The sequence below is a fragment of the Aerococcus sp. 1KP-2016 genome (genome assembly GCF_002252085.1).
Lineage (GTDB): Bacteria > Bacillota > Bacilli > Lactobacillales > Aerococcaceae > Aerococcus.
In genome coordinates this window covers 1-23,051 of sequence record NZ_NEEY01000020.1, presented here as the reverse complement: position 1 = coordinate 23,051, position 23,051 = coordinate 1, and the positions used below count along the sequence as shown (strand labels likewise).

Below are 23,051 nucleotides of genomic sequence, written 5' to 3'. Positions count from 1 at the left end.
CTCTGACTGTTCAACTAGGAAGGAAATTATCACTTAATCAGTGAGAAAATCATTTACCAATGTCAATACAGTATCTAGTCTTTCAGGATATTCTACTAGATTAAACCAGTGAACGCCATCGAGACGATTACGAATCCAGGTCAATTGCCGTTTCGCATAGTGACGAGAATTTTTTTTCAATTCTTCTAAAGACGTTTCTAAAGACGCTTCTTTTCTAAAATAGGGAAATAATTCTTTATATCCAATTGCTTTCATCGATTGTTGATTTGGATCTAAATTTTGTGATAGTAGCCATTGCGTTTCTTCTAACAAACCTTCCTTAACCATAGCATCTACACGATGATTAATTCGATCATATAAAATTTGTCGATCCGTGTCTAAGGCAATCATCAATAAATTATAAGGAGACACGTGGTCTTCATGCGTTTCCGCTTGATCAGAAAATAAGCGATCAGAGAACGTCCCTACTTCTAGAGCACGAATCACACGACGTAAATTATTTGGGTGAATGGCTTCAGCAGCTTTGGGATCCAAAGCTTGGAGTTTAGCATATACTGCATGGTTGCCTTCTCGATCCCCTAATTCGGTCATCTCTTGACGAAAAGTTGGGTTTTCGATTTCCTTACCACCAAGCGATAAATCATAAATAAAAGATTCTAGATATAAACCAGTTCCCCCTACTAAAATAGGCACTTTTCCTCTAGAGATGATATCTTTCATAGCAACTTCTGCATCTGATTTGAATCGAGCGACTGAATAATCTTCACTGACATCCACATAATTAATCAAATGATGTTTTGTTTTATCTTGCTCTTCTAACTTGGTGTTGCGGTACCAATGTTTAAAGATCGATATATTTGCATGGAATCACCATTGATAATTTCGCCATTAAATTCATTTGCTATTTTTATACTGAGGGCAGTCTTTCCAACCCCGGTTGGTCCGCCAATAACAATTAGTTTGGCCTTCATTCAATTGCCTCCATCTTATCATTAACTTCTTAATGTAGCTTTAAAAGCACGATCTTCTTCAATTTGTTCTGCCGCAGCTTGGCGCGCGACATCTGTAATATTTGACCCGGTCAACATACGAGCAACTTCATCAATACGTTCATCATCCTCTAACAAGTTCACTTGCGTATAAGTTCTGTCTTTATTCTCTTGTTTAGAAATAAACAATTGATGATCTGCCATTGAAGCTACTTGCGGTAAATGCGTAATACATAAAACCTGTGCTTTAAGTGCGATTTCAAACATCTTCGTTGCGATGGCTTGCGCCACGCGTCCAGAAACCCCTGTATCTACTTCATCAAAAATAATTGCTGTTACACCTGAAGCATTTTGGAATATTGTTTTCATGGCCAACATTAGACGGGACAATTCACCACCAGAAGCAACTTTTACTAACGGTTTAAATGGTTCGCCTAAATTAGTTGCAATCATAAAGGCAACATCATCTATGCCATATACACCAAGTTTATCTAATTCTAGTATATCTACTCTAAAACGAGCTTTTTCCATATACAAAGCCTTCATTTGACCTTCGATAGCGTCCACTAGATCACCTTTCACCGCGCGACGAACTGTAGACAATTCTTTGGCCAATTTCAATGCCTGCGCTTTTTTAGCTGCTAAATTATCTTTTAATTTTTGCAGGTTGGACTCCCGGTTTTCAATTTGTTTTAATTCCTCTTGAGCATTCGTCAAGTAGACTAGAATATCTTCCGTATCTTCCCCATATTTACGCTGTAGGTTTTTATATACTGCCAATCGTTCCATAATTTCATCCAAACGATTGGGGTCATAATGTAATTGATCTACCTGGTCTGAAATACTAGAAGCTAAATCCTGTAAGGCATAATAAGTCCCGGTAATTTGTTCATAAAAATCACCGTAATTTTGATCAAAATCACGAATGGTTTCCAACTCTCCAACCGCTTGCCCTATTAAATCAATCACATTAAAATCTGCATTTGATAACAAATTGTTAGTTTGCCCTAATGCATCAGCAATTTTTTGGAAGTTTTGTAATTGATCTCGTTCACTAATTAGCCGATCAACTTCGCCTACTGTAACATTCGCCGCAGTGATTTCATTAATTTGAAACTTTAACAAGTCCATCCGTTGAGCAGCTTCTTGCTCATTCAAATTTTGACTATCTAATAAAGTTTTTGCATCTTTATATGCTTGATAAGCATCTTGATAAGCCTGCAATGTTGGCCCAATTTCTTGCTTGGCAAAATGGTCAAGCAAATGAATATGATTGCTAGTATGCATCAGCGATTGGTGTTCATTTTGCCCGTGAATATCCACAATAAATGCACCTAAAGCCTTCAACATCGATACTGTCATGGATACACCATTGACCTTGATCGTATTCTTTCCATTTGTATCCAATTGACGAACAATCATTAATTGTGCATCACCAAAAGGTATATTATTGTCCTTTAACATTTCACGGCCTTCAGCAGATAAATCTGGCATAAAGAAGATACCGCGTAAATCAAATTTGTCGGTGCCATAGCGAATAAAGTCAGTTGAACCACGGCCACCAACTAATAAACCTACTGCATCAATAATAATGGATTTACCTGCCCCAGTTTCTCCGGTTAACACGGTCATCCCCGAATCAAAATCGATGGTTAAATCTTCAATAATTGCAAAATTTTTAATAGTAAGATGCTGTAGCATTTACAATCCTCCTTACTGAATTACACGTCAAACTTATTAATGGAACATTGTATGGGCTTCTTCGATAACAGCGTCAATATCAACCTCTGCAGAAATTTGCCCGGGTTCGCCTTCTGTATTCGAAAGTAACATCAAGAATTCAATATTGCCTGTACCACCAGTTATTGGTGAGAAAGTGAGGCCAACGACATCATAGCCTAGCCCAATTGCTGTATTGAGAGTATGTGTGATGACGTCTTTATGTACTTTTCTATCACGAACAATTCCTTTTTTGCCAACTTTATCCTTACCTGCTTCAAATTGTGGTTTCACTAATGCAACCACTTGGCCATCTGTTTTTAAAATGCTCCGTAATGGAGGTAAAATTAAATCTAGTGAAATAAAAGATACGTCAATAGTGGCAATATCTGGTTGTCCTTTGATAAAGTCTTCAGGTTTAGAATAACGGAAATTGGTTTGTTCCATTACTACAACCCGGTCATCTGAGCGCAATTTCCAATCTAACTGATTGGTACCTACGTCAAGTGCATAAGACATGGCTGCACCGTTTTGTAAGACAACGTCGGTAAACCCTCCAGTAGAAGAACCAATATCTAAAACACTTTTTTCCTTAAAATCAATTGCAAATGTTTCCATTGCTTTAACTAATTTTAATCCACCACGAGATACATACGGTAAATCTTCACCTTTTAAAGTTAATGCAGTGTCAACTGGTAATTTTTCACCGGGTTTGTCTACTCGCATAGCTTTATCCGTAAATATTTGGCCAGCCATTATATAGCGCTTTGCTTTTTCTCTGGAGTCAGTCAAACCTTGACGAACTACTAAAATATCTGCGCGTTCTTTTTCCATTTTATTTTACCTTGCTTTCATTAAATCTTTAGGAATGTCAGGAAACCAGCCAATAATCGATCATCAAAAGTTTCATCAATATCTTTGATTTGTTGTAATAATGTACGACATTTTGTTGTATTGGCAAATAGTGCTTCGATAGCACCATTTGTACCTAAGATATTTGGATAAGTGCTTTTAACTAGGTTAGCATCCGAATGTTGGAATTTCCCACGGTCATCATCTGACCACATAACCTCTTGTAAATCATTTTGTATTTGATATGCAATGCCATAAGTCCATGCAAATTCATCTAACAATGCTTTGATTTCTTCGGATGGATTTGCAATTTGATAGCCCGCGTAAATTGCAAAATGCAGTAACGCACCCGTTTTATTTTTATGAATGGCTTCCATTTCTTGCAAATCAATTTCTTTGTCTTCAGCTTGTACATCCCCAATTTGTCCAGCAATCATGCCTTTACCACCAGCCGCTTCGGCTAAATTATTCATTAAATCAAGCTTTATATGAGCTTGGGAAATCAAAGGATCATTGCCGATTAATGCAAATGAATCAGTTAGCAATGCGTCACCAGCTAGGATAGCCGTTGCTTCATCAAATGCTTTGTGATTCGTTAATTTACCTCTTCTATAATCATCATTGTCCATTGCAGGTAAATCATCATGGATTAGGGAGTAAGTATGAATGTATTCTAGCGCAATAGCAGTCATAAAACCTTGCTGGATGTCCTTACCCAATGCTTTAAGCGTTGCTAACAACAGCATGGGACGAATACGTTTACCCCCAGTATTCAAAGAATATGCCATAGATTCTTGTAAGATTGCTGGCGTTTGCTGTTTATTTTTTGACAAAACTTTTTCGATTTCTACTTGAAGATTTGGTAAGGTTTCTTCAATAAAATGACTTGTTTCCATTACTTGTCACCTTTATCTACTGGTGCTTCAAAATTTTCTAATTGATCCGATTCTGTCATCAATTTAGTCATGGTTTCTTCGGCATTTTCTAGTGTTTGACTACAGAATTTGCTTAATTCCATTCCATCTTGAAATGCTTGCATAGAAGCTTCTAATTTTATTTCACCACTTTGTAATTGATTTACAATGGCTTCTAATTGGGCTAATGCTTCTTCAAATGTTAATTTTGATGTATCTATGGCCATCTGTAATTCTCCTTTATTTCTTGATAATTTGCTTTTTATCTATCCCCATAATTTGTGCTGAAATTTTACCATCCGCAAATTGGACTGATAGTTGATCCCCAATATCTACTTGTTGAATTGAATGAACAGTTCCCTGTTTACTTGTAACATAGGCAAAACCACTACTCATTCGTTTAAGCGGTGATAATAGATCTAATTGTGCCATTAAATTTTGGACTTTGTATTGTTGGGTGGTCAATTGATTTACTTGGCCTTGTTTTAACTGATTTGCTAAATAATCAACCTGGGATTTATATCGCTGTATATTCAGCTGGGGACTTAGTTGATTTAATCGATTAGTAGCTTGGTTAAATTTCTGTATTCGATCTTGTAATACATTATTTTCTGCTTGAGCCAAACGGTTTACTAGGTTTTTCAGTTTTAATTGATGTCCTTCATAGAGTCTTAAAGGTTGCTGGAAAACGTACGCATTTTTTTGCTCTAATAGCCGTTGATTTAAATATTGTAAACGATTTGCCTGTGCCCGATATAACTTTGCCTGTAATTCTTGTATGCGGATAAGTTCCTCTGCTAATACTGGCGTCGCAATCTCTGCTGCTGCCGTTGGTGTAGCTGCTCGTTGATCACTAACGAAGTCTACGAGAGTCGTGTCCGTTTCATGCCCTACAGATGAAATCACAGGAATCGTCATGTTGCTGACTGCACGTACAACCTTTTCTTCGTTAAATGGCCACAAATCCTCAATAGAACCACCACCACGGCCTAGGATGACAGTATCATAGTTGCCACTTGCTTCAATTCGACGTAAGTTTTCAACGATTTGATTTGCGGCGTACTGCCCTTGCACGGCGGTTGGGTAAAGGGTCAATTGAACAATCGGGTAACGTCGTTTCACCGTTGTCATAATATCACGAATCACTGCACCTGACGGGGAAGTAACAATCGCAATATTTTTAGGGAAACGAGGAATAGGCTTATGTTCAAAATCAAATAAACCTTCCGCAGTTAACGCTTGCTTTAATTGTTCATATTTTTGATATAAAGCACCTACGCCATCTGGTTCCAAATGTTCAATATATAATTGGTAATTACCTGATTTATTAAAAACACCAACTCGACCTACTGCCAACACTTTCATACCATCTTCTAAATCAAATTTTAATTGGTTAAAAGCGCCAGAAAACATGACACTAGACAATACAGCTCCGTCATCTTTTAATGAAAAATACTGATGTTTTGGACGTTTTCTAAAGTTTGAAATTTCACCAGTGACATACACTTGATGCAAATAAGGATCCTTTTCAAATTTTGTTGCGATATATTGTGTTAATTGACTAATGGTTAAATATTGCTTATCGGCCAAAGTCATTCACTTCCTCTAGTTTGTCGATCATTTGTTTGAATACCATCAATTTAGTTACAGGACCAACACCACCAGGGACAGGGGTAATCGCATGTGTTTTTGGTGCTACACTTGCATAATCTACATCGCCATGTACTTTGCCATTTTCATCATAGGTAGTACCAATATCAATCACAGTTGCTCCAGGACTAACCATATCAGCTGTTATGTAGTTTGGTATACCAACAGCGATACAAATGATATCAGCTGCTCTGGTTAATTCCGGTAAATTTTGTGTTTGACTATGTGCTAGTGTAACTGTCGCACCTTTTTGTAACATTAATTCAGCAAGTGGTTTCCCAACGATTGTTGAACGACCCACCATTACCGCACGTTTGCCTTTAAAGATGGTATTCACTTCTTCCATTAGGCTCATAGCGGATAACGGTGTATTTGGAATACGTGAGGGGTGATGAGAGAGTAAATTACCTAAATGAATCGGATGAATAGCATCTAAATCTTTATCCATATCAATTGCCATCGCAACAGTTCTATAATCAATTTGTTTAGGCAAAGGTAATTCAATCATGATACCTTGGATTGAATCATCTTGATTATATTTTTCAAGTGTCGCAACAAATTCATCAGTAGTGGTATTTGTTGGTAAAATCACCAATTCATTTTCAATGCCTACTTTATCCGCAAATTTTCGCTTTACTTTTGCGTAAGCTGCACTAGCTTCATCATCGCCACATAATAAAATAACAGCTTTTGGCTGCACACCATTTTTGATTAATTCCGCAACACGTTGTTTTAATAATGCCGTTTGAACTTTTACATACTCTTTAGATCGAATTTCAATCATTTTTTCACCCCATCAATTTGTCATAATCACAGTATATCGAATGTTATGCAATAATAAAAGGGACTGAGCACTATACTCAGTCCCTCTCTACTCAAAAGTATTTATGCTTCTGGTAAATCCTCATGTAAAACTTCAACATTTTCAACTAATTCTTCAAAAGCATCTGTTTCTAGCTCAACTTGTTCAGTTGCTGCTACATTTTCTTTATCCGCTTTCGTTTCATTCACATCGTTTAAAATGTTTGAAAGAACCCCGTTAATAAATTTACGTGCCCGATCATCTGAGTAAAATTTAGCTAATTCAATCGCTTCATTCACAGCCACGATACTAGGTACTACCGTTTCATCCGTAAATAAAATTTCAAACACAGCGACACGCAAAATTTGCAAGTTTATTAATTCTAAACGTTGTACTGACCAATTTCCTTGAATATGTTTATCAATCATTTGGTCAATTTCAAAACGATTAGCCTTTACACCTTCAACTAAAACGCGTAAATAATCGGGAACATCAACATCCTCTGCAAGTACTTCATCCTTATCTAAGAATTTATCGAAGTGGTTTTTAGCAGAGAAGTTTTCAATATTTTCTTTTAACTTAATTGCGTAATTCTCAAATTCAACAAACTCTTCTTCAGTTAACTCTTCAAACTTAACCTTTTGATTTAATTTATCATGGTTATGAATAATATGGTTGAAGGCTTTATCTAAAGATAATTGTGGATTGAACTCTTGCTCATAAGATATTAATACAGCGAGTTCTCTTATTTGTGATGGCCCTAATTTCATACTTGTTCCCCTTAATGCTTAAATTATTTGCTTGTTTTTTCCATATACAAGCTTGTTACGTGCACATTTACGACATCAATCGTAATATCTGTCATATATTTTACTTGGTCAATGACTTGAGTTTGAACGGCTTGGGCAACAGCAATAACGCCAACACCAAAATTTAATTCTACAGACATATCTAAGACCATTTGATCAAGTTCATTTTGATGTAAAATGACACCTGCATCGCGTTGGAAAATATTTTGAATCGTTTTTGTTGCACGTCGTATTGACCGTACCCCTTTGATTTGTAAAGCTGCTGTTGCAGCGATATTTTCAATTACTTGGGGTGCAATTTCAATCGCACCTGTTGCTGGCATATTATTGTGCTTATAAGCTTCAATTGTATCCGCCATAGTCATTCACTCCTTAACCAAAATTATGCACGTGACATGTATTCTCCACCGTCAGTGTTTACAACTAGTTTATCACCAGCGTTGATGAAGAACGGCACGTTAACTACAAGGCCTGTTTCCATAGTCGCTGGTTTAGTACCACCTGAAGCCGTGTCACCTTTAATACCAGGTTCAGTTTCAGTAACTACTAATTCAACAGTTTTTGGTAATTCAACACCAATAACTTCTGCGCCAAAAGTGATAACCTTAACCATCATATTTTCAAGCATGAATTTCAATTCATCTTCAATTTGTACTTCTTGAATTTCTAATTGTTCATATGTTTCTGTATCCATGAATACATGTGTTTGACCGTCTGCATATAAATATTGCATTTCGCGGTTTTCAATATGCGCTGTTTCAACTTTTTCACCAGCACGCCAAGTTTTTTCTAATAAAGCACCTGTACGTAAGTTTTTTAATTTAGAACGAACGAATGCTGAACCTTTACCAGGTTTTACATGTTGGAATTCTACTACACGGAATATGTTACCGTTATCTTGAATAGTTAAACCATTTTTAAAATCATTTGTTGTAATCATCTGTACATCTCCTAAAATATTTAATCATATCGAATTATACCATACTAAAATGCATCCTTGCTTAAAAAGTAGGATGCATTTCACGCTTTTTTCTACTAAACAACTATCAGGTGACGCGGTGCATGTGTTAAAACAATGTTCCCATCGTTTGTAAGGATCATATCGTCTTCAATACGAACTCCACCGATACCTTCTAAGTATATACCTGGTTCATTTGTAATCACCGTATTAGGACGTAGAATTTGTTTGTTATGCATGCTTGCATTAGGCCCTTCATGGATATCTAGTCCGATTGAATGGCCTAATGAATGACCAAAATCATCACCATAACCTTGGCTCGCTATAAAGTCGCGGGCAATTTTGTCCATTTCTTCCCCTGTGATGCCAGCTCTAGCTTGTTCATTTACCAATTGGTTTGCTTGATAAACAACATCATAGATTTCTTTCATTTTTTCGGATGGTTCACCTACGGCAATCGTACGTGTAATATCAGATACATATCCTTGATAGTAACAACCATAGTCCATAGTTACAATATTGCCATCTTCAATTAATTTTTCAGAAGCCACACCATGAGGCATCGCAGAACGATAGCCTGAAGCCACAATCGTTTCAAATGAAACACCAGAAGCGCCTTGGCTGCGCATGAAGAAATCCAATTCATTTGCAACTTGAATTTCAGACATGCCGACTTTAATATAACCAAGAATGTGATCAAATGCTGCATCGGCAATTTCGCATGCTCGTTGGATAATGGCAATTTCATCATCATCTTTGATTTGACGCAAAGCCTCAATCATTCCTGAAGCTGGGATGAGCTTAGCTGACACGATATCTTCTAACTCATCAAATTTTGCAACTGTCATAAATTCTTCTTCGTAACCTAATTGTGCAATGTTTTCTTCGGTTACTACCGATTGAACAAACCTTAATGGACTAGTATGTGCTGCAGAACCACCTGCAATAATCACTTCATACCCAATACACTGTGCTTTCGCTTGCTCACGGTATCTGAAATCCGTTATAAAATACGCATGATTACTCGTAATCAATGCCGTACCACTTGTACCAGTGAAACCACTGACATATCTTAAATTAAAAGGATCAGTGACATAGTATGCATTAATACCTTCAGCTGCCATGCTCTCTTGCAAAGCACTTATTCTCTTTTCCAAACTTTTCACCTCAAATTGACTAAAATAACTTTCTTATATAAGAAACTCTTCTATAGCCCAATTATTATAGCACAGATACGCTTTTAAGTGAACTTGACCTAATTTTTGCTTTAATTTCTTGCATTTACCTCAAATTTTTATTGCTTGCACAATTCTTGAAATCAATTTCATCCTTCAAATTCATACGTATATGTCTTATCATTTTCAAAATGAAGCACTTGGCATTCAAATTGCACACCATCCCAGATTACATTAACTATCCCTTGTGCAAATGAAATAATCCATTGATTGTTGTTGATAATTTTAGGGACATTTGACGCTGAAGACTCCTCAATGATTGTCTGTGTTTCTACAATGCCCTCCTTGTCCATTGTTAAACGTATTTTTCCAGTTGCAAGTAATGCCATGGTTTTGCTCTCATAAGCTAAGGCAATTTCATGATTTATTTTCATTTGATTTTCATACATACTAAGATTTGATAAAAAAATAGCAGTAACTAAAGTCATATATAAAAGCGTAGTAAATAGAACAAAACCCTTTTTATTCATGCTAAATCCTCGGCTTTAGGGACCATATAAACTGATAGGATTTACCCGTTTGTAAAGTCACTGTAATTTGGAAAATATTTTCTGAAAGTTTCACCACACCAAAACTTTTGGCTTCTCTGATTTTCGGTATATGGCCTCCTGATACTTTCACTCTAATCCAGGGGACTCCGTTTGAGTCACGGTAATATTCATAGCTTGCTAAACTGCCATCAGGTCGTTTAATGGTGAGATAGGTATTTGAATGTTTGTAATAACTTGCTTCTTGGTTCTGAGTTAAGGTTTCAAACATAAACATATCGACATCGTCATAGGTCATTGTTTCATAATGATGAAATGTACGCATTTGGCTATTCATCGTCATCATAAAGATAATCTGAATAAATAAGTATAAGAATAATCCATAGATAGCTTCTATCAGCGTGAATGCTTTTTTACTCTCCCGTACCTGCCAAAAAGCTTGAAATTTGAATTTGCTTAAATTGACCATTCCGCATATCCTCCACTTCACCCTTTTCAAAATCGACGAACACCCCTGTATGCAGTGATACACCATACTGTCTTGCATTCACTTGTTGAAAAATTTCTCTTGTCTGTGCTAATTTATCTTCACTAGCGCGTAGTTTCTGTATTTCTTGTGCTTGATTGCCAAGTAACAAGATAATCATGGACATAAACAAAGCAAAGGCTATTATGGCTTCACCAAACATAAAAGCCTTCTTTGTTGGGTCCTTTATACTAATTGGCTTACTTACGCTCTTCTGCATAACGATACTTTCCTCCTGAGCCTAATTGAAAAACCACTGCATAATGTCTTGTTGGTGTGTTAAGGTGAATCGTTTGTGCGCCAACATGACCAAATTGATTTAAAGTTAATTGTTCATAAGTAAATGCAACTTCTTTAGGAAAAATATAGGTATTCTCATTTGTTGGTATATCCCCCTGTTCAGCTAAAAAATATACTTTATTAGCTGAAAAACGCATTAATATACTACCTCCGGACAACATTCTATTTTTAAGTTCATATTCAAAACGTTGCATCACATTACGCAACATTACTTTCGATTCATAGTTCACCTGAGCTTGCTGGGTATATGGCATCGCCAGCACTAATGATAATGAAACCAACATTACAACAAAAATTATCTCAAGGAGTGTATATGCTTTTTTCGCTATTATTTTCATTTTTACCCTCCTTGAAATATTTCATTGAATATATAAGCTTTAATTATTCTAAATTATTTAGTTTGAAACACTAGATTCAGCTAATTTTCTGGCACTTGCTGCTGCATACGCTTCTACTTGTTCGGCAGTAAGGTAATTTTCTGAAACCAGTGTTGAATGCGTTGCTTCACTACCCCCATTTGCAAGCTTGTAGAGCTCTTCTTGCGTTTCCACATTTTTAATTAACGCTTCGTCAGTAGTTTCTTTTGTACTGTCCGCTTGCGATGACATATTTGGGATCACAATCAGTAATAGTGCTGCGATAATGATAAGGACCAAGACCATTTCAATAAGTGTGAAAGCGCGTTTATTGTTCATTTTTTGCAATTTTAATTTCCATTTTTTTAACAATATTTTTTCCTCCTAAATGCTTTCAAGCATCGTTAACATAGGTAACATCAGAATGAGATATACAACAACAACCGAAATAGCTACCGTTAAAAATAAGACTGATTGAGTCAATTTAATTTTTTTGTCGATTTCTTGATATAACCTTTTTAAAGTGCGCTGACTATACAAACGGGTTTTCACTGCTAGCTGATTTAATAATTCTCCTTGCATGACTACCGCTGGAAACTCATTTGCAAAAACATCTATTTCCTTCAAACTATCCGAAAATACAATTCCTTGGAGATATTGCCTTTCCAAATACACCCCAAAAGCATGTAAAAATGGCACTTCGTCCTGTTGTTTTAAAGAACTGATGATTTGTTGGACTGAATAACCCAATTTAAATAATTGACTGAATTCATAGGCAAAAAATTGGGTGTAATATAGACGAAATAAGAAGCCAAAACCTGGAATTTTGACATAAACTTGTGCCCTTTTAAGGGGATCCGTCCTTTTACGCCACAAGTAATAAATAAGAACAGCCGTAGTCAAAATCATCACCGCAAAACTAGCTATCTCGGGTAAATGCTCCAAAAAGAAAATAAGATTTCCTAATGTCCCTGAATCGCCATTTTGCGTGAATGCAGCTAATTGGGGTAACAGAAATATCCTTAAACCAAACATCATGGCTACCATTAATACCATCAACATCAATGGATATAGCATGACAGACCGCATCCGGTGAATATGTAAATCTTGTTCTTGAATATATAAAGCGATTTCTTCTAAACTCTGACCGAATTGGCCAAAAGATTCCGCTACTTTAATCTGATAAACAATATTTCCCTTTATTTTCATGAATCCAACAAGTTCATAAAAATGTTGTCCCTTTGAAAAACCATGGGCGATATGCTCAAAATCCTTTACTTGCTTAGGGAATATAATCATTAAAAACCGACAAATATCAATTAAGTGGAAGCCTTCCTGCAACATTTCAGCTATATACAAAAGTACTGCTGCTTGTAGGGATGGCTTCCAGGATGTTGTAAGTTCAGTTGTGAGTAATTGTCTCCACTTGATATTCTTCCATTGTCGTTTCACTGATAAGGCCATAATCATGTGCCTCCTTTAATAAGGCATTTAACGTTTTGAAATCTGTCGGTATTTCATACTTTAAGATAAAGCGACTAAGATCCTCACCGTGTAGTAGTTCAAATAAGGCAAGTTTATCCGTCACCACATTTATTTTGTCAGTTTGTACTGGCACCAAACGCTGGGCAGTAACTAATAGTAGGGTTTGCAATAACTGTTCATTCGTTATACCCAATTCCTTTAGACGTCCAATAACACCAAAGGTATTTTTAGCGTGAACTGTGGCGAGGACTAGGTGACCCGTTAATGCGGCGCGTATCACCATTCTAGCGGTCTGTTCACTACGAATTTCACCAATTAATATAATATCTGGATGATGTCGTAAACTAGCACTTAATAACCGATCATATGTTATGTCTGCCTTTTCATTTACTTCTGTTTGTAAAAATTTAGGTTCTTTAATTTCTATAGGTTCTTCAATCGTAATAATCTGACTCGTCCGTTGCTGATAAGCATTTCTAAGCAACTGATAAATGGTCGTAGTTTTGCCGGATGAAACTGGACCAGAAAATATCATTAAGCCACTTTTACGTCGAATATAGGTATTCAAAACTTGATAGGCTTCATGATTCATCACCGATGTCTCAATAGCTTGAACTACAGCTGTATGAAACACCCGTATAACCAAAGATTCGTGCATCAAATAATTAGATATTGAAGATAACCGGAGTTCAATATTTTGATTATCGATGCTATAAACAATTGCACCATCTTGAGGTACACGACGTTCACCCACATCCATATCAGCCAGATATTTCAGGTAACGAATGATCTGTCCACCTGTATCAAAATCAATCGTCTTTTCTAATTTCAACTGGTAGCCATCCCTTAGAAACACATTGTATGAATTACCATTTGGTAAAATATGAATATCATCACTACGTTTCACTATGGCTAAATGAATCATCGTATCAATAATTTCTTTCACACCACCACCTCCATTTGCTTATTTCCGGTCATATAATTATACGTATAAATTATAAGAAAACGCTATTTTATTTCGATTTATTTTTTTAAAACATGCAAAAAAAAGCTAAATTGAAAATTCTAACGATTTTTGCATATTATGACATGGAATTGGTTTGGGAAATTGTGGTAAATGCTATACTTTAAGTTAGGCCGCAAAAATTGGTACTAAAAAAAGGGAGGGAACTGCAATGGATGAAATTGTTAATCGTTTATACCAAATAGAGGTTTCTGCTATCGATGCTGAAAACACTGTTCAAGATCGTAAACTAGCTTTGAAAAAAGATTTTGATGACCAAAAACAAGCGTTTTTAGAACAAACAGAGACCAACTATAAGGCTAAAATCGAAGCACAGAAAGAATCTTTTAGTAAGGAAGAATACGAAACTACTCGTGATCTTTCAGCTAAATTTTCCCGTAAAATGCAGCGAATTCAAGATATTCTTGACAATGAACATGAGGCTTATGTACAGCGCTTTATGGAAAAAGTAACGAAGCTTGGAGTAGATGAAATTGAATAATTACACTGCAATAGATACTAAAATCCATGCTATGCGGAAGAACTTGTTAACGAAGCAAAAAATTGATGCGCTAACAGATATTCACACGCTACCAGAATTAGTAAACTTGATTATAGAAAACCCTTCATATAAACAAGCTTACGAAGTTTTGCATACAGATGTCACTTCACGTGAAGAAATTGAATTAATGTTAAATTATGGCAATTTCTTTGAATTTTTAAAACTTTATAAATTTGCATCGATTGACCAGCGTGCTTTTCTCAAGCGATATGGAATGTTTTTTGAATCTTGGTTCATAAAACACACTTTGAGAACTGTAGTGAACTATGGTGAAACGAAAGTTATCATGAGTCCAGTAACCCATTATCTCGATGATAAAAGAGGTTTCCAAACGAGTGAATTACTTATGGCCACAGATGTAAAAGCTGTAGTAAACAGTATTTCAGACACTGTATATGGCCCTTTCTTTCAACAATATAATGATTTATTTAAACAAAATGATTATAATCGCTACGCTTTTGAAATTGCGTTTGACCAATTTGTCATCCAATCCATTTGGAAGGCAGGTAAAAAATATTTAGATGGTGAAGCCTTAACCGGATTTAAAAAGCTATATGGTGCCCGCTTTGATATTCTAAATATTTTTACGATATATCGTTTAAAATTCCTATATCAGCTAAGTGATAACGATGTAACAAGTGCCTTGGTAGATGTTAAAAGCCGATTATCTGACGAATATATTGATCGCCTACTTCAGTCTCCTGACATTCGAAATTTTGAAAATGTCGTAGCTGAAATCGGATATGGTGAAATATTTGAACATCTTTCAACGGATGAATCACTACAAAGCTATGAGGAAGAATTCTTGACTGCTTTGCAACATCACTTTGCAATCCGAGCGCCAAAATCCATGTTTTCGATTTTCAACTATTTAGAAGATAGTCGTCACGCATTAGTTGCCTTGGAAGAATTAACTGAAAAAATTGCATATAAAAATATCTCACCTATAGAAAGGAGTTTTAATCAATGATAACTGAAATGCGCTTGGTTAATATCACTGGTCCTCGTGACGATATTGACCGGATGGCTGATAAATATTTGACTCGCTATCCAATTCATCTAGAGAACGCGTTGAAAGAGTTGTCAGAGATTCGAACACTTCGTCCCTATACAAGTCCAAACCCTTATGAACCTTGGGAAGAACGAATTGATAACTTATTAGATTACACAAATGTAGAGCATGGCAAAAATATCCATCTTGATAAACCATTTACTTTTGAAAATGCACAAACCCTTGTAAAAGACGTTGAAAACAGCTTAGAAAAAGAACGTCAAGAAATTGCTAAGGTCCAAGCAGAGTATAATGATGCAAATGAAAAATTTCATATGTTTCTACCCTTTCAATCTATTGATTTTTCAATAGATAAAATTTACCAAATGCAACATATAAAATTCCGATTCGGTCGTTTTACTCGTGAAAATTACCGTAAATTTGAAAAATATGTAAATGGCATGGTACCAGCAATTTTTGTTAAGAGTGAAGAAACTGAAAAATATGTTTATGGTGTCTATTTCACACCTGTTGAAGCAAGACAACGTGTAGATGCTTTATTCTTCTCACTTGCTTGGGAACGTATTTACTTAGCAAATGAATCCGGTAGTTTCAGAGAGATTACAGCAAAATATCGACACTTGGTTGAAGAAACTGAAAGCAGACTAATTACCTTAAAACGAAAAATGCGTGCTTTAGTTACTCCGGTCGCACCTGATTTATTAGCTGCTAAAAGCCGTTTACTAGATCTTTCCCAAGCTTTTGGGGTGCGTAAATTTGCTGCTATTACGCGTGAAGAATTTGCACAAAAAGAAACGCGTTATTTATTAATCGGTTGGATGTCTGAAGATGATGCAAATAGTCTTCGTCAAGATGTCAAAGATGATCCAAATGTGACAATGTACATTGAGGACAAAGATGACAATCAACATTTAAATCCACCCACAAAAATGAAAAACAACTTCCTTATCCGCCCTTTTGAATTATTAACCAAAATGTATGGTGTTCCCAATTACCGCGAAATTGATCCAACTACTATCGTAGGTATTTCATACTCATTACTTTTTGGTGCAATGTTTGGGGACGTAGGTCAAGGTTTACTATTATTCCTTATCGGTTTGGTTGGTTTCTTTAATAAGAAACTTCGCCCAATCGGGATGTTAGCCCCAATTGGTGTCAGTTCGACGATTTTCGGTTTTCTATACGGTTCTGTTTTTGGCTTTGAAGAAGTCATTCCGTCTTTATGGTTACACCCGATGACGCATATGACAGATGTACCTTTCTTTGGTAGTTTGAATACCGTCTTTATCGTTGCTGTATCATTTGGGATGTTCCTGATTCTTGCAACTATGGTGATGAATATCGTCCAACGTTTTAACGCTGGCGAAAAATGGGAAGCCATATTTGATAAGAACGGAATTGCCGGTTTTATTTTCTATTTTGTACTTGTATTCATGTTAGTACTATATATGTCTGGACACACAATTCCAGCAATTGGTTTACTCGTATTCATCTTAGCAATTTCATTAATCACAATTGCTTTCAAAGAAGAAATCATTGCTAAACTTGAACATCATACTGAAGAACATGGTGACAATGTTGTTATCAAAGGCTTATCAATCTTCTTCGAAACTTTTGAAACACTTTTAACTTATTTCTCAAACTCAATTTCCTTTGTCCGTGTAGGGGCATTTGCGATTTCGCATGGGGCTATGATGAGTGTTGTGCTAATGTTTGCAGGAGCAGAAAATGGTGGAAATATCAATTGGTTAGTTATCATCTTAGGTAACTTATTCATCACTGGTTTTGAAGGTTTAGTCGTTGCAATTCAAGTGTTACGTCTTGAATTTTATGAAATCTTCAGTCACTTCTATCGCGGTGACGGTATTGAATTTAAAAATATTTGGATTAAAGATTAGGGGAGAAAATAAAAATGAATACAGAATTATTAATTAAATTAACTATGGTTGCTACTTTCGTATTAGGCTTCGTTTTACCATTCGGCTACTTTTACAAAGGTCAAAAAACAAAAGATCGTTACAAAAAAACATTAACAACGAACATCGTTTTTGTTGTTGCTGGTATTTTAATTGCTATCGTCTTAGCTTATAACCCACAAGTTGCATTAGCAACAACTGGTGAAGCTGCAACAACTGCTGCTGCTTCTGCTGGTTTGGCAACAGGTTTAGGCTACATTGCTGCTGCATTATCTACAGGTCTTTCTTGTGTGGGTGGTGGTATCGCCGTTGCTTCTGCTGCATCAGCTGCCTTAGGTGCTATTTCAGAAGATGGTTCAATCTTTGGTCGTTCATTAATCTTTGTTGGTTTGGCTGAAGGTGTTGCGCTTTACGGTTTAATCATCTCATTCATGATTTTAGGTCAACTATAATGAAAACATACGTAATCTGCGATAATTTAGATACTTTGACTGGATTGCGACTTGTAGGAATTGAAGGCGAAATTGTTGGCAGTAATCAAGAGTTTATGGAAGCTTTTAACAAAGTACTAGCTGATAAAAGTATCGGTATTCTCTTCATTTCTCCTTCCCTTATAGATAGTAATCAAGATGCGGTAAACGAGGTACGCTTTAATCGCTCTACCCCGCTTATCACCACAGTTCAAGGTGCGCATGAATATCAAAATGCTACCAATACTATTGCTGAAACAATTCAACATGCAATCGGTATACAATTATAGAATGGGAGTTTAAGCAATGGATTTAGAAGATAAATTTGCTTATTTTGAAACGCAAGTGAACAAACAAGTGCAAGACGTGATTGATGAACAAGTGAATCAATATAAAGCTACTTTGCAAAAAGACTACAATGAATACAAACAGGCGATTCAACGTGAATACGATGCAAAATATGACAACGCACAAAAAGAGTTGCGTAAAGAATTTAACAAACATATTTCTCAAAGCCAAATTAATCAACAAAGAGAATTATATGTTCAAGAAGAAAAATTGAAAAAGTCCCTTTTCACTGAATTTAATGCTTCATTACAAAACTATATGCAAACACCAGCATATAAAGACCAACTAATTACAATGATTCAAAATGTTAAACGATTTGCAGATCAAACAGATGAAGAATTTGTTGTGTATATCAACCAAACTGATGCAGAACTTCTAGACTTCTGTCGTGCAGAAACAAGTGCTAATGTACAAATTTCTGACCGTGACTTTATTGGTGGCACACGTGGTGTACTGAAAGAACGTCAAATCTTAATTGATTATTCATTCTCCACCCTATTAAGTCACGTTGAAGAAGAATTTACAATCAAGGAGGTTGATGACTAGAATGACAAATGAAAATTTAATTTACGCAATTTCAGGCCCTATCGTTAAAATCTCTGGTCCAACTGACTTATCCATGCAAGAGATGGTACACGTAGGTGAAGATAAACTTGTTGGAGAAGTTATTTCTATCAACGAAAAAGAAACAACTATCCAAGTTTATGAAGAAACTGCAGGTTTAAAACCAGGTGAAAAAGTATATGGTACTGCCATGCCAATTAAAGTTCAATTAGGCCCCGGTTTAATCAATAATATCTACGATGGTATTGAACGTCCGCTAGTTGAAATTGAGAAAAAATCCGGCTACATGATTAAACGTGGTGTCCAAGTAGACTCATTAAATAAAGAAAAATTATGGCATGTAACCCCTACTGTCGCAGTCGGTGAACAAATTTCTGGTGGTACAATTATCGCTGAAATTCCTGAATCTAATGCCGTTACCCATAAAGTATTAGTACCGCCTACCATTGTTGGTGAAGTAATAGAAGTAGTTACTGAAGGTGACTATACAATTGAAGATGTGCTTGTAAAAGTTCGTCGATTCAACGGTGATATTGAAGAAATCAAAGCCTATCAAGAATGGCCAATTCGTCAAGCTCGACCAGTGGCCTCTCGTTTCGAATCAACTACCCCTTTGGTGACAGGTCAACGTATTATTGATTCTGTATTTCCAATTGCTAAGGGTGGTACAGCAGCTATTCCTGGTGGTTTTGGTACAGGTAAAACAACGATGCAACATCAAATTGCCAAATATGCTGACGCAGATGTTATTGTCTACATCGGTTGTGGTGAACGTGGTAATGAAATGACAGAAGTCCTAGAAGACTTCTCAAAATTAATTGACCCTCGTTCCAATGCACCATTAATGGAACGTACAGTATTGATTGCCAATACATCTAACATGCCTGTAGCAGCACGTGAAGCCTCTATTTATACTGGTTTAACCATTGCTGAATACTACCGTGATATGGGTTATGATGTTGCAATCATGGCAGACTCTACTTCTCGTTGGGCTGAAGCTTTGCGTGAATTATCAGGTCGTCTTGAAGAAATGCCCGCCGAAGAAGGTTTCCCTGCTTATCTAGCTAGTCGTATTGCAACTTTCTATGAACGTGCTGGTTACATGCGTACTTTAAACCAAGGTGAAGGATCAGTATCCATTATTGGTGCCGTTTCACCACAAGGTGGGGACTTCTCTGAACCAGTGACACAAAATACCAAACGTTTTGTTCGTTGTTTCTGGGGATTAGATTCAGAATTAGCCCATAAACGTCACTACCCTGCAATTAACTGGATGAATTCTTATAGTCAATACGTAGATGATTTAGGTGCATGGTATACAGCAAATGTTTCTGAAAAATTCTTAGCAAACCGTGCTGAAATGATGACTATTTTACACGAAGAAGATCAATTAATGGAAGTTGTTAAATTGATTGGTTCAGATGTTTTACCAGATCATCAAAAACTTGTATTACAAACTGCTCGTGTCTTCCGTGAAGGTTTCTTACAACAAAATACCTTCCATAAAGTTGACTCTGCTGTACCTATGGCTAAACAAGAAAAGATGATGGATGTCATTTTATACTTACACCATCGTGCCAAATCATTGATTCAATGGGGTATGCCAATGTCTTATGTTAATAAATCATCTATTTTTACTGATGTTATTAATATGAAATATAATACATCTAATGATAATATCGATGATTTTGATCACTACTTTGAAGATATAGATGCATTCTACGATAAAGCAATGCAAGAAAACGGTTAATAAGGGGGAAATATAATGGCAATAGAATATTTAGGACTAAATTCCATTAACGGCCCTTTAGTTGTTATTGATGGTGTTCGCGGTGCTGCTTACAACGATATCGTAAAATTTCGTGTAAATGGTACTGATGAAAAATTAGGACAAATTATTTCAATGGAAGGCGAAAAAGCAGTTGTGCAAGTATTTGATTCAACTACTTCAATGTCTTTAGACAATACCCATACACAATTTACTGGTCATGGTTTAGAAATCGAATTATCGCCTGCAATTCAAGGACGTGTCTTCGACGGCATTGGGCAACCAATCGATAATTTAGGTGCCATTCACTCTGATATCAAACGTGATGTCAATGGTGCACCATTGAATCCTGTATCACGTGTTTATCCTCGTGACTACATTGAAACAGGTTTCTCTTCAATTGATAGTTTAATGACGCTAATTCGTGGTCAAAAATTACCAATTTTCTCTGGTGACGGTATGAGTCATAATCAAGTTGCTGCTCAAATTGTAAAACAAGCTAAATTGGGTGAAAACTCTGATGAAGAATTTGCTGTTGTTTTTGCAGCAATGGGTGTAAAACATGATATCGCCGATTATTTCAGACGTTCATTTGAAGAATCTGGTGCGATGGATCACGTTACAATGTTTGTGAATACAGCTGATGATCCTGTAATGGAGCGTTTGATTACACCTCGTGTTGCGCTTACAACTGCTGAATATTTAGCATATGACTTGGGCAAACACGTTTTAGTAGTCTTAACGGATATGACTTCATTCTGTGAAGCGTTGCGTGAAGTTTCTTCTGCAAAACAAGAAATCCCTTCTCGTAAAGGTTATCCAGGATACTTATATTCTGAATTAGCTACAATTTATGAACGCGCCGGTATTGTAAAAGGTAAACCTGGTTCTGTTACGCAAATTCCAATCTTAACCATGCCAAATGATGATATCACGCATCCAATTCCTGACCTTACAGGATATATTACTGAAGGACAAATCGTTTTAGACCGTTCATTAGAAGGTAAAAATGTCTATCCTCCAGTTGGTATCTTACCTTCCCTTTCTCGTTTAATGAAAGATGGTATTGGTGATGGGTACACACGTGATGACCATTCAGATGTTGCTAACCAATTATTTGCTTCCTATTCTGGTGCTAACGAAGCTAAATCACTAGCCTCTGTAATCGGTGAAGAAGAACTTTCGGATATTGACAAATTATATCTAAAATTTGGTGAATTATTTGAACAACATTTTGTTGGACAAGGTCAAGATGAAACACGTACCATCCAAGAATCTTTGGATTTAGGTTGGCAATTATTAGGTATCTTCCCACGTGAAGAACTTACGCGTATGGATACCGAAATTTTGGCCAAATATTACAAATCAACTGCAGATGAAGTTTTAAACCAAAATAACGCTGAAAATCCCCTAGTCTAAGGTGGTGACTCTTAATGGATATTAATAATACCCCTACTAAAGGGAATTTGATGCAAATCAAAAAGACATTAGATCTTTCACGTAATGGTTATCAATTAATGGACCGTAAACGTATCATTTTGATGAACGAATTGGTCACACTATTAAGTCGGGCTTCTGGTCTTCAAGATGATTTGAAAGAAGCATATGCAATTGCTTATCAAAAATTGGCCATTGCAGCCTATGAAAATGGTATGTTAAGTACACATGAAGCTGCAACAAATGTTGACCCAGATGATGGTGTCAAATTACGTGTGCGCAGTGTGATGGGTTCGGAAGTACCGGAAGTATCATATACAGCAAGAGCCATGAAACCTTCATATTCTTTCTATGATAATACCGTTGCTACGGATGAAGCGCGTTTAGCTTTTCGCAAAGTAAAAGAATTATTGATTCAAATTGCTGAAGTCGAAAATGCAGCGTATCGTTTAGCAAATAATATGCAAAAAACCCAAAAACGGGTAAATGCGCTTCAAAATGTGACAATTCCACAATTAGAAGATGCGAACAAATCAATTTCTTCTGCACTTGAAGAAAAAGAACGTGAAGAATTTACACGCTTAAAAGTTGTAAAACGTATTTTGAACAGCAAATAATCCATATACCAAAAGACCTGAGATTGATGTCTCAGGTCTTTTTCTTATCCATAAATAAAAACGAGGCTGGGACAAAAGATTAAAATCGTAGATTTTTCGTCTTTACAGTGTACGTTCCTTGTGAGCCGTGGAACCATTGAAAGCCAAGGTCTTTCAATTTGAAATCGAGCCAAGGTCTCGATTTCATCCTCTGTCACGGCTAAGGAACTACACTTTCAGTCCTTTAACCTGTTCCCATGATATATTTCAATCAAAATTTATAAGAATTTTT

At 36.2% G+C, this 23,051-nt stretch carries 26 protein-coding genes and 1 pseudogene; 9 read left to right on the top strand and 18 right to left on the bottom strand.

Features of this window, described 5'->3' with window-relative positions; genetic code table 11:
• Positions 1 to 33: 33 nt before the first annotated feature.
• The 18 genes and pseudogenes from miaA to comGA form a co-directional block, all read right to left on the bottom strand.
• Positions 34 to 971 (bottom strand): annotated as a pseudogene (gene miaA, locus B9P78_RS05230) (tRNA (adenosine(37)-N6)-dimethylallyltransferase MiaA).
• Between the two features lie 21 nt (positions 972 to 992).
• Positions 993 to 2,690, bottom strand: coding sequence for a DNA repair protein RecN (gene recN / locus B9P78_RS05225; protein WP_094518461.1), 1,698 nt, complete (start codon positions 2,688 to 2,690; stop codon positions 993 to 995).
• A gap of 36 nt (positions 2,691 to 2,726) precedes the next feature.
• Positions 2,727 to 3,542 carry a TlyA family RNA methyltransferase gene (locus tag B9P78_RS05220; RefSeq protein WP_094518460.1) on the bottom strand — a complete coding sequence of 272 codons (816 nt, stop codon included), beginning with the start codon at positions 3,540 to 3,542 and terminating at the stop codon, positions 2,727 to 2,729.
• A gap of 20 nt (positions 3,543 to 3,562) precedes the next feature.
• Positions 3,563 to 4,456, bottom strand: coding sequence for a polyprenyl synthetase family protein (locus B9P78_RS05215; RefSeq protein WP_094518459.1), 894 nt, complete (start codon positions 4,454 to 4,456; stop codon positions 3,563 to 3,565).
• Positions 4,456 to 4,701 carry an exodeoxyribonuclease VII small subunit gene (locus B9P78_RS05210; protein ID WP_094518458.1) on the bottom strand — a complete coding sequence of 82 codons (246 nt, stop codon included), beginning with the start codon at positions 4,699 to 4,701 and terminating at the stop codon, positions 4,456 to 4,458. The genes B9P78_RS05215 and B9P78_RS05210 overlap by 1 nt, the downstream gene beginning before the upstream one ends.
• 13 nt (positions 4,702 to 4,714) lie before the next feature.
• Positions 4,715 to 6,070 carry an exodeoxyribonuclease VII large subunit gene (xseA, locus tag B9P78_RS05205; RefSeq protein ID WP_199445739.1) on the bottom strand — a complete coding sequence of 452 codons (1,356 nt, stop codon included), beginning with the start codon at positions 6,068 to 6,070 and terminating at the stop codon, positions 4,715 to 4,717.
• On the bottom strand, positions 6,054 to 6,908 hold the full coding sequence (locus B9P78_RS05200; protein WP_094518457.1) for a bifunctional 5,10-methylenetetrahydrofolate dehydrogenase/5,10-methenyltetrahydrofolate cyclohydrolase: 855 nt from the start codon (positions 6,906 to 6,908) through the stop codon (positions 6,054 to 6,056). The genes xseA and B9P78_RS05200 overlap by 17 nt, the downstream gene beginning before the upstream one ends.
• A gap of 101 nt (positions 6,909 to 7,009) precedes the next feature.
• Complete coding sequence (gene nusB, locus B9P78_RS05195; RefSeq protein WP_094518456.1) at positions 7,010 to 7,696, bottom strand: transcription antitermination factor NusB; 687 nt, start codon at positions 7,694 to 7,696, stop codon at positions 7,010 to 7,012.
• 23 nt (positions 7,697 to 7,719) lie between these two features.
• A complete protein-coding gene (locus B9P78_RS05190) occupies positions 7,720 to 8,094 on the bottom strand; it encodes an Asp23/Gls24 family envelope stress response protein (RefSeq protein ID WP_094518455.1) in 375 nt (124 codons plus the stop codon).
• 23 nt (positions 8,095 to 8,117) lie between these two features.
• Positions 8,118 to 8,675, bottom strand: coding sequence for an elongation factor P (efp, locus tag B9P78_RS05185; protein ID WP_094518454.1), 558 nt, complete (start codon positions 8,673 to 8,675; stop codon positions 8,118 to 8,120).
• A gap of 95 nt (positions 8,676 to 8,770) precedes the next feature.
• Entirely contained in the window at positions 8,771 to 9,859 is a 1,089-nt protein-coding gene (locus tag B9P78_RS05180; RefSeq protein WP_094518453.1) for a Xaa-Pro peptidase family protein, read from the bottom strand.
• Between the two features lie 158 nt (positions 9,860 to 10,017).
• Positions 10,018 to 10,398 carry a hypothetical protein gene (locus B9P78_RS05175; protein WP_094518452.1) on the bottom strand — a complete coding sequence of 127 codons (381 nt, stop codon included), beginning with the start codon at positions 10,396 to 10,398 and terminating at the stop codon, positions 10,018 to 10,020.
• Position 10,399: 1 nt separating this feature from the next.
• Positions 10,400 to 10,885, bottom strand: a complete 486-nt coding sequence (locus B9P78_RS05170) for a hypothetical protein (protein WP_094518451.1) — start codon at positions 10,883 to 10,885, stop codon at positions 10,400 to 10,402.
• On the bottom strand, positions 10,830 to 11,162 hold the full coding sequence (locus B9P78_RS05165) for a hypothetical protein (RefSeq protein ID WP_094518450.1): 333 nt from the start codon (positions 11,160 to 11,162) through the stop codon (positions 10,830 to 10,832). Before B9P78_RS05165 ends, B9P78_RS05170 begins: the two co-directional genes overlap by 56 nt.
• A complete protein-coding gene (locus B9P78_RS05160) occupies positions 11,143 to 11,580 on the bottom strand; it encodes a type II secretion system protein (protein ID WP_094518449.1) in 438 nt (145 codons plus the stop codon). Before B9P78_RS05160 ends, B9P78_RS05165 begins: the two co-directional genes overlap by 20 nt.
• A 57-nt stretch (positions 11,581 to 11,637) precedes the next feature.
• Positions 11,638 to 11,970 (bottom strand): competence type IV pilus major pilin ComGC, encoded by a 333-nt coding sequence (comGC, locus tag B9P78_RS05155; RefSeq protein ID WP_233487727.1) that lies wholly within the window; start codon positions 11,968 to 11,970, stop codon positions 11,638 to 11,640.
• Positions 11,971 to 11,982: 12 nt separating this feature from the next.
• On the bottom strand, positions 11,983 to 13,062 hold the full coding sequence (gene comGB, locus B9P78_RS05150) for a competence type IV pilus assembly protein ComGB (protein WP_094518448.1): 1,080 nt from the start codon (positions 13,060 to 13,062) through the stop codon (positions 11,983 to 11,985).
• Entirely contained in the window at positions 13,001 to 14,029 is a 1,029-nt protein-coding gene (gene comGA / locus B9P78_RS05145) for a competence type IV pilus ATPase ComGA (RefSeq protein WP_094518447.1), read from the bottom strand. Before comGA ends, comGB begins: the two co-directional genes overlap by 62 nt.
• A 229-nt stretch (positions 14,030 to 14,258) precedes the next feature.
• Between comGA and B9P78_RS05140 the strand changes: the two genes are divergently transcribed.
• From B9P78_RS05140 to B9P78_RS05100, 9 genes are read left to right on the top strand one after another with little or no spacing between them, the layout of a single operon-like run.
• Entirely contained in the window at positions 14,259 to 14,588 is a 330-nt protein-coding gene (locus B9P78_RS05140; RefSeq protein ID WP_094518446.1) for a hypothetical protein, read from the top strand.
• Positions 14,575 to 15,618, top strand: coding sequence for a V-type ATPase subunit (locus B9P78_RS05135; protein WP_094518445.1), 1,044 nt, complete (start codon positions 14,575 to 14,577; stop codon positions 15,616 to 15,618). Before B9P78_RS05140 ends, B9P78_RS05135 begins: the two co-directional genes overlap by 14 nt.
• Positions 15,615 to 17,558, top strand: coding sequence for a V-type ATP synthase subunit I (locus tag B9P78_RS05130; protein WP_094518444.1), 1,944 nt, complete (start codon positions 15,615 to 15,617; stop codon positions 17,556 to 17,558). Before B9P78_RS05135 ends, B9P78_RS05130 begins: the two co-directional genes overlap by 4 nt.
• A gap of 14 nt (positions 17,559 to 17,572) precedes the next feature.
• Positions 17,573 to 18,028, top strand: a complete 456-nt coding sequence (locus B9P78_RS05125; protein ID WP_094518443.1) for an ATP synthase subunit C — start codon at positions 17,573 to 17,575, stop codon at positions 18,026 to 18,028.
• On the top strand, positions 18,028 to 18,336 hold the full coding sequence (locus tag B9P78_RS05120) for a V-type ATP synthase subunit F (RefSeq protein ID WP_094518442.1): 309 nt from the start codon (positions 18,028 to 18,030) through the stop codon (positions 18,334 to 18,336). Before B9P78_RS05125 ends, B9P78_RS05120 begins: the two co-directional genes overlap by 1 nt.
• A 16-nt stretch (positions 18,337 to 18,352) precedes the next feature.
• Positions 18,353 to 18,940 carry a V-type ATP synthase subunit E gene (locus B9P78_RS05115; RefSeq protein ID WP_094518441.1) on the top strand — a complete coding sequence of 196 codons (588 nt, stop codon included), beginning with the start codon at positions 18,353 to 18,355 and terminating at the stop codon, positions 18,938 to 18,940.
• Position 18,941: 1 nt separating this feature from the next.
• On the top strand, positions 18,942 to 20,708 hold the full coding sequence (locus B9P78_RS05110; RefSeq protein WP_094518440.1) for a V-type ATP synthase subunit A: 1,767 nt from the start codon (positions 18,942 to 18,944) through the stop codon (positions 20,706 to 20,708).
• A gap of 15 nt (positions 20,709 to 20,723) precedes the next feature.
• The gene (locus B9P78_RS05105; protein WP_094518439.1) at positions 20,724 to 22,145 is read left to right on the top strand and encodes a V-type ATP synthase subunit B; all 1,422 of its coding nucleotides are present in this window, start codon (positions 20,724 to 20,726) and stop codon (positions 22,143 to 22,145) included.
• 14 nt (positions 22,146 to 22,159) lie between these two features.
• Positions 22,160 to 22,780, top strand: a complete 621-nt coding sequence (locus B9P78_RS05100; protein ID WP_094518438.1) for a V-type ATP synthase subunit D — start codon at positions 22,160 to 22,162, stop codon at positions 22,778 to 22,780.
• The last annotated feature ends 271 nt before the right edge of the window (positions 22,781 to 23,051 follow it).

Bases quoted from the DNA above. Each gene is read 5' to 3' on its own strand.
- B9P78_RS05100 (WP_094518438.1), top strand. From the start codon at position 22,160: ATGGATATTAATAATACCCCTACTAAAGGGAATTTGATGCAAATCAAA.
- B9P78_RS05110 (WP_094518440.1), top strand. From the start codon at position 18,942: ATGACAAATGAAAATTTAATTTACGCAATTTCAGGCCCTATCGTTAAA.
- B9P78_RS05170 (WP_094518451.1), bottom strand. From the start codon at position 10,885: ATGGTCAATTTAAGCAAATTCAAATTTCAAGCTTTTTGGCAGGTACGG.
- B9P78_RS05140 (WP_094518446.1), top strand. From the start codon at position 14,259: ATGGATGAAATTGTTAATCGTTTATACCAAATAGAGGTTTCTGCTATC.
- B9P78_RS05160 (WP_094518449.1), bottom strand. From the start codon at position 11,580: ATGAAAATAATAGCGAAAAAAGCATATACACTCCTTGAGATAATTTTT.
- B9P78_RS05215 (WP_094518459.1), bottom strand. From the start codon at position 4,456: ATGGAAACAAGTCATTTTATTGAAGAAACCTTACCAAATCTTCAAGTA.
- B9P78_RS05105 (WP_094518439.1), top strand. From the start codon at position 20,724: ATGGCAATAGAATATTTAGGACTAAATTCCATTAACGGCCCTTTAGTT.
- nusB (WP_094518456.1), bottom strand. From the start codon at position 7,696: ATGAAATTAGGGCCATCACAAATAAGAGAACTCGCTGTATTAATATCT.
- B9P78_RS05135 (WP_094518445.1), top strand. From the start codon at position 14,575: ATGAAATTGAATAATTACACTGCAATAGATACTAAAATCCATGCTATG.
- B9P78_RS05210 (WP_094518458.1), bottom strand. From the start codon at position 4,701: ATGGCCATAGATACATCAAAATTAACATTTGAAGAAGCATTAGCCCAA.
- B9P78_RS05175 (WP_094518452.1), bottom strand. From the start codon at position 10,398: ATGAATAAAAAGGGTTTTGTTCTATTTACTACGCTTTTATATATGACT.
- xseA (WP_199445739.1), bottom strand. From the start codon at position 6,070: ATGACTTTGGCCGATAAGCAATATTTAACCATTAGTCAATTAACACAA.
- recN (WP_094518461.1), bottom strand. From the start codon at position 2,690: ATGCTACAGCATCTTACTATTAAAAATTTTGCAATTATTGAAGATTTA.
- comGB (WP_094518448.1), bottom strand. From the start codon at position 13,062: ATGGCCTTATCAGTGAAACGACAATGGAAGAATATCAAGTGGAGACAA.
- B9P78_RS05200 (WP_094518457.1), bottom strand. From the start codon at position 6,908: ATGATTGAAATTCGATCTAAAGAGTATGTAAAAGTTCAAACGGCATTA.
- B9P78_RS05115 (WP_094518441.1), top strand. From the start codon at position 18,353: ATGGATTTAGAAGATAAATTTGCTTATTTTGAAACGCAAGTGAACAAA.
- B9P78_RS05130 (WP_094518444.1), top strand. From the start codon at position 15,615: ATGATAACTGAAATGCGCTTGGTTAATATCACTGGTCCTCGTGACGAT.
- B9P78_RS05165 (WP_094518450.1), bottom strand. From the start codon at position 11,162: ATGCAGAAGAGCGTAAGTAAGCCAATTAGTATAAAGGACCCAACAAAG.
- B9P78_RS05125 (WP_094518443.1), top strand. From the start codon at position 17,573: ATGAATACAGAATTATTAATTAAATTAACTATGGTTGCTACTTTCGTA.
- efp (WP_094518454.1), bottom strand. From the start codon at position 8,675: ATGATTACAACAAATGATTTTAAAAATGGTTTAACTATTCAAGATAAC.
- B9P78_RS05120 (WP_094518442.1), top strand. From the start codon at position 18,028: ATGAAAACATACGTAATCTGCGATAATTTAGATACTTTGACTGGATTG.
- B9P78_RS05190 (WP_094518455.1), bottom strand. From the start codon at position 8,094: ATGGCGGATACAATTGAAGCTTATAAGCACAATAATATGCCAGCAACA.
- B9P78_RS05220 (WP_094518460.1), bottom strand. From the start codon at position 3,542: ATGGAAAAAGAACGCGCAGATATTTTAGTAGTTCGTCAAGGTTTGACT.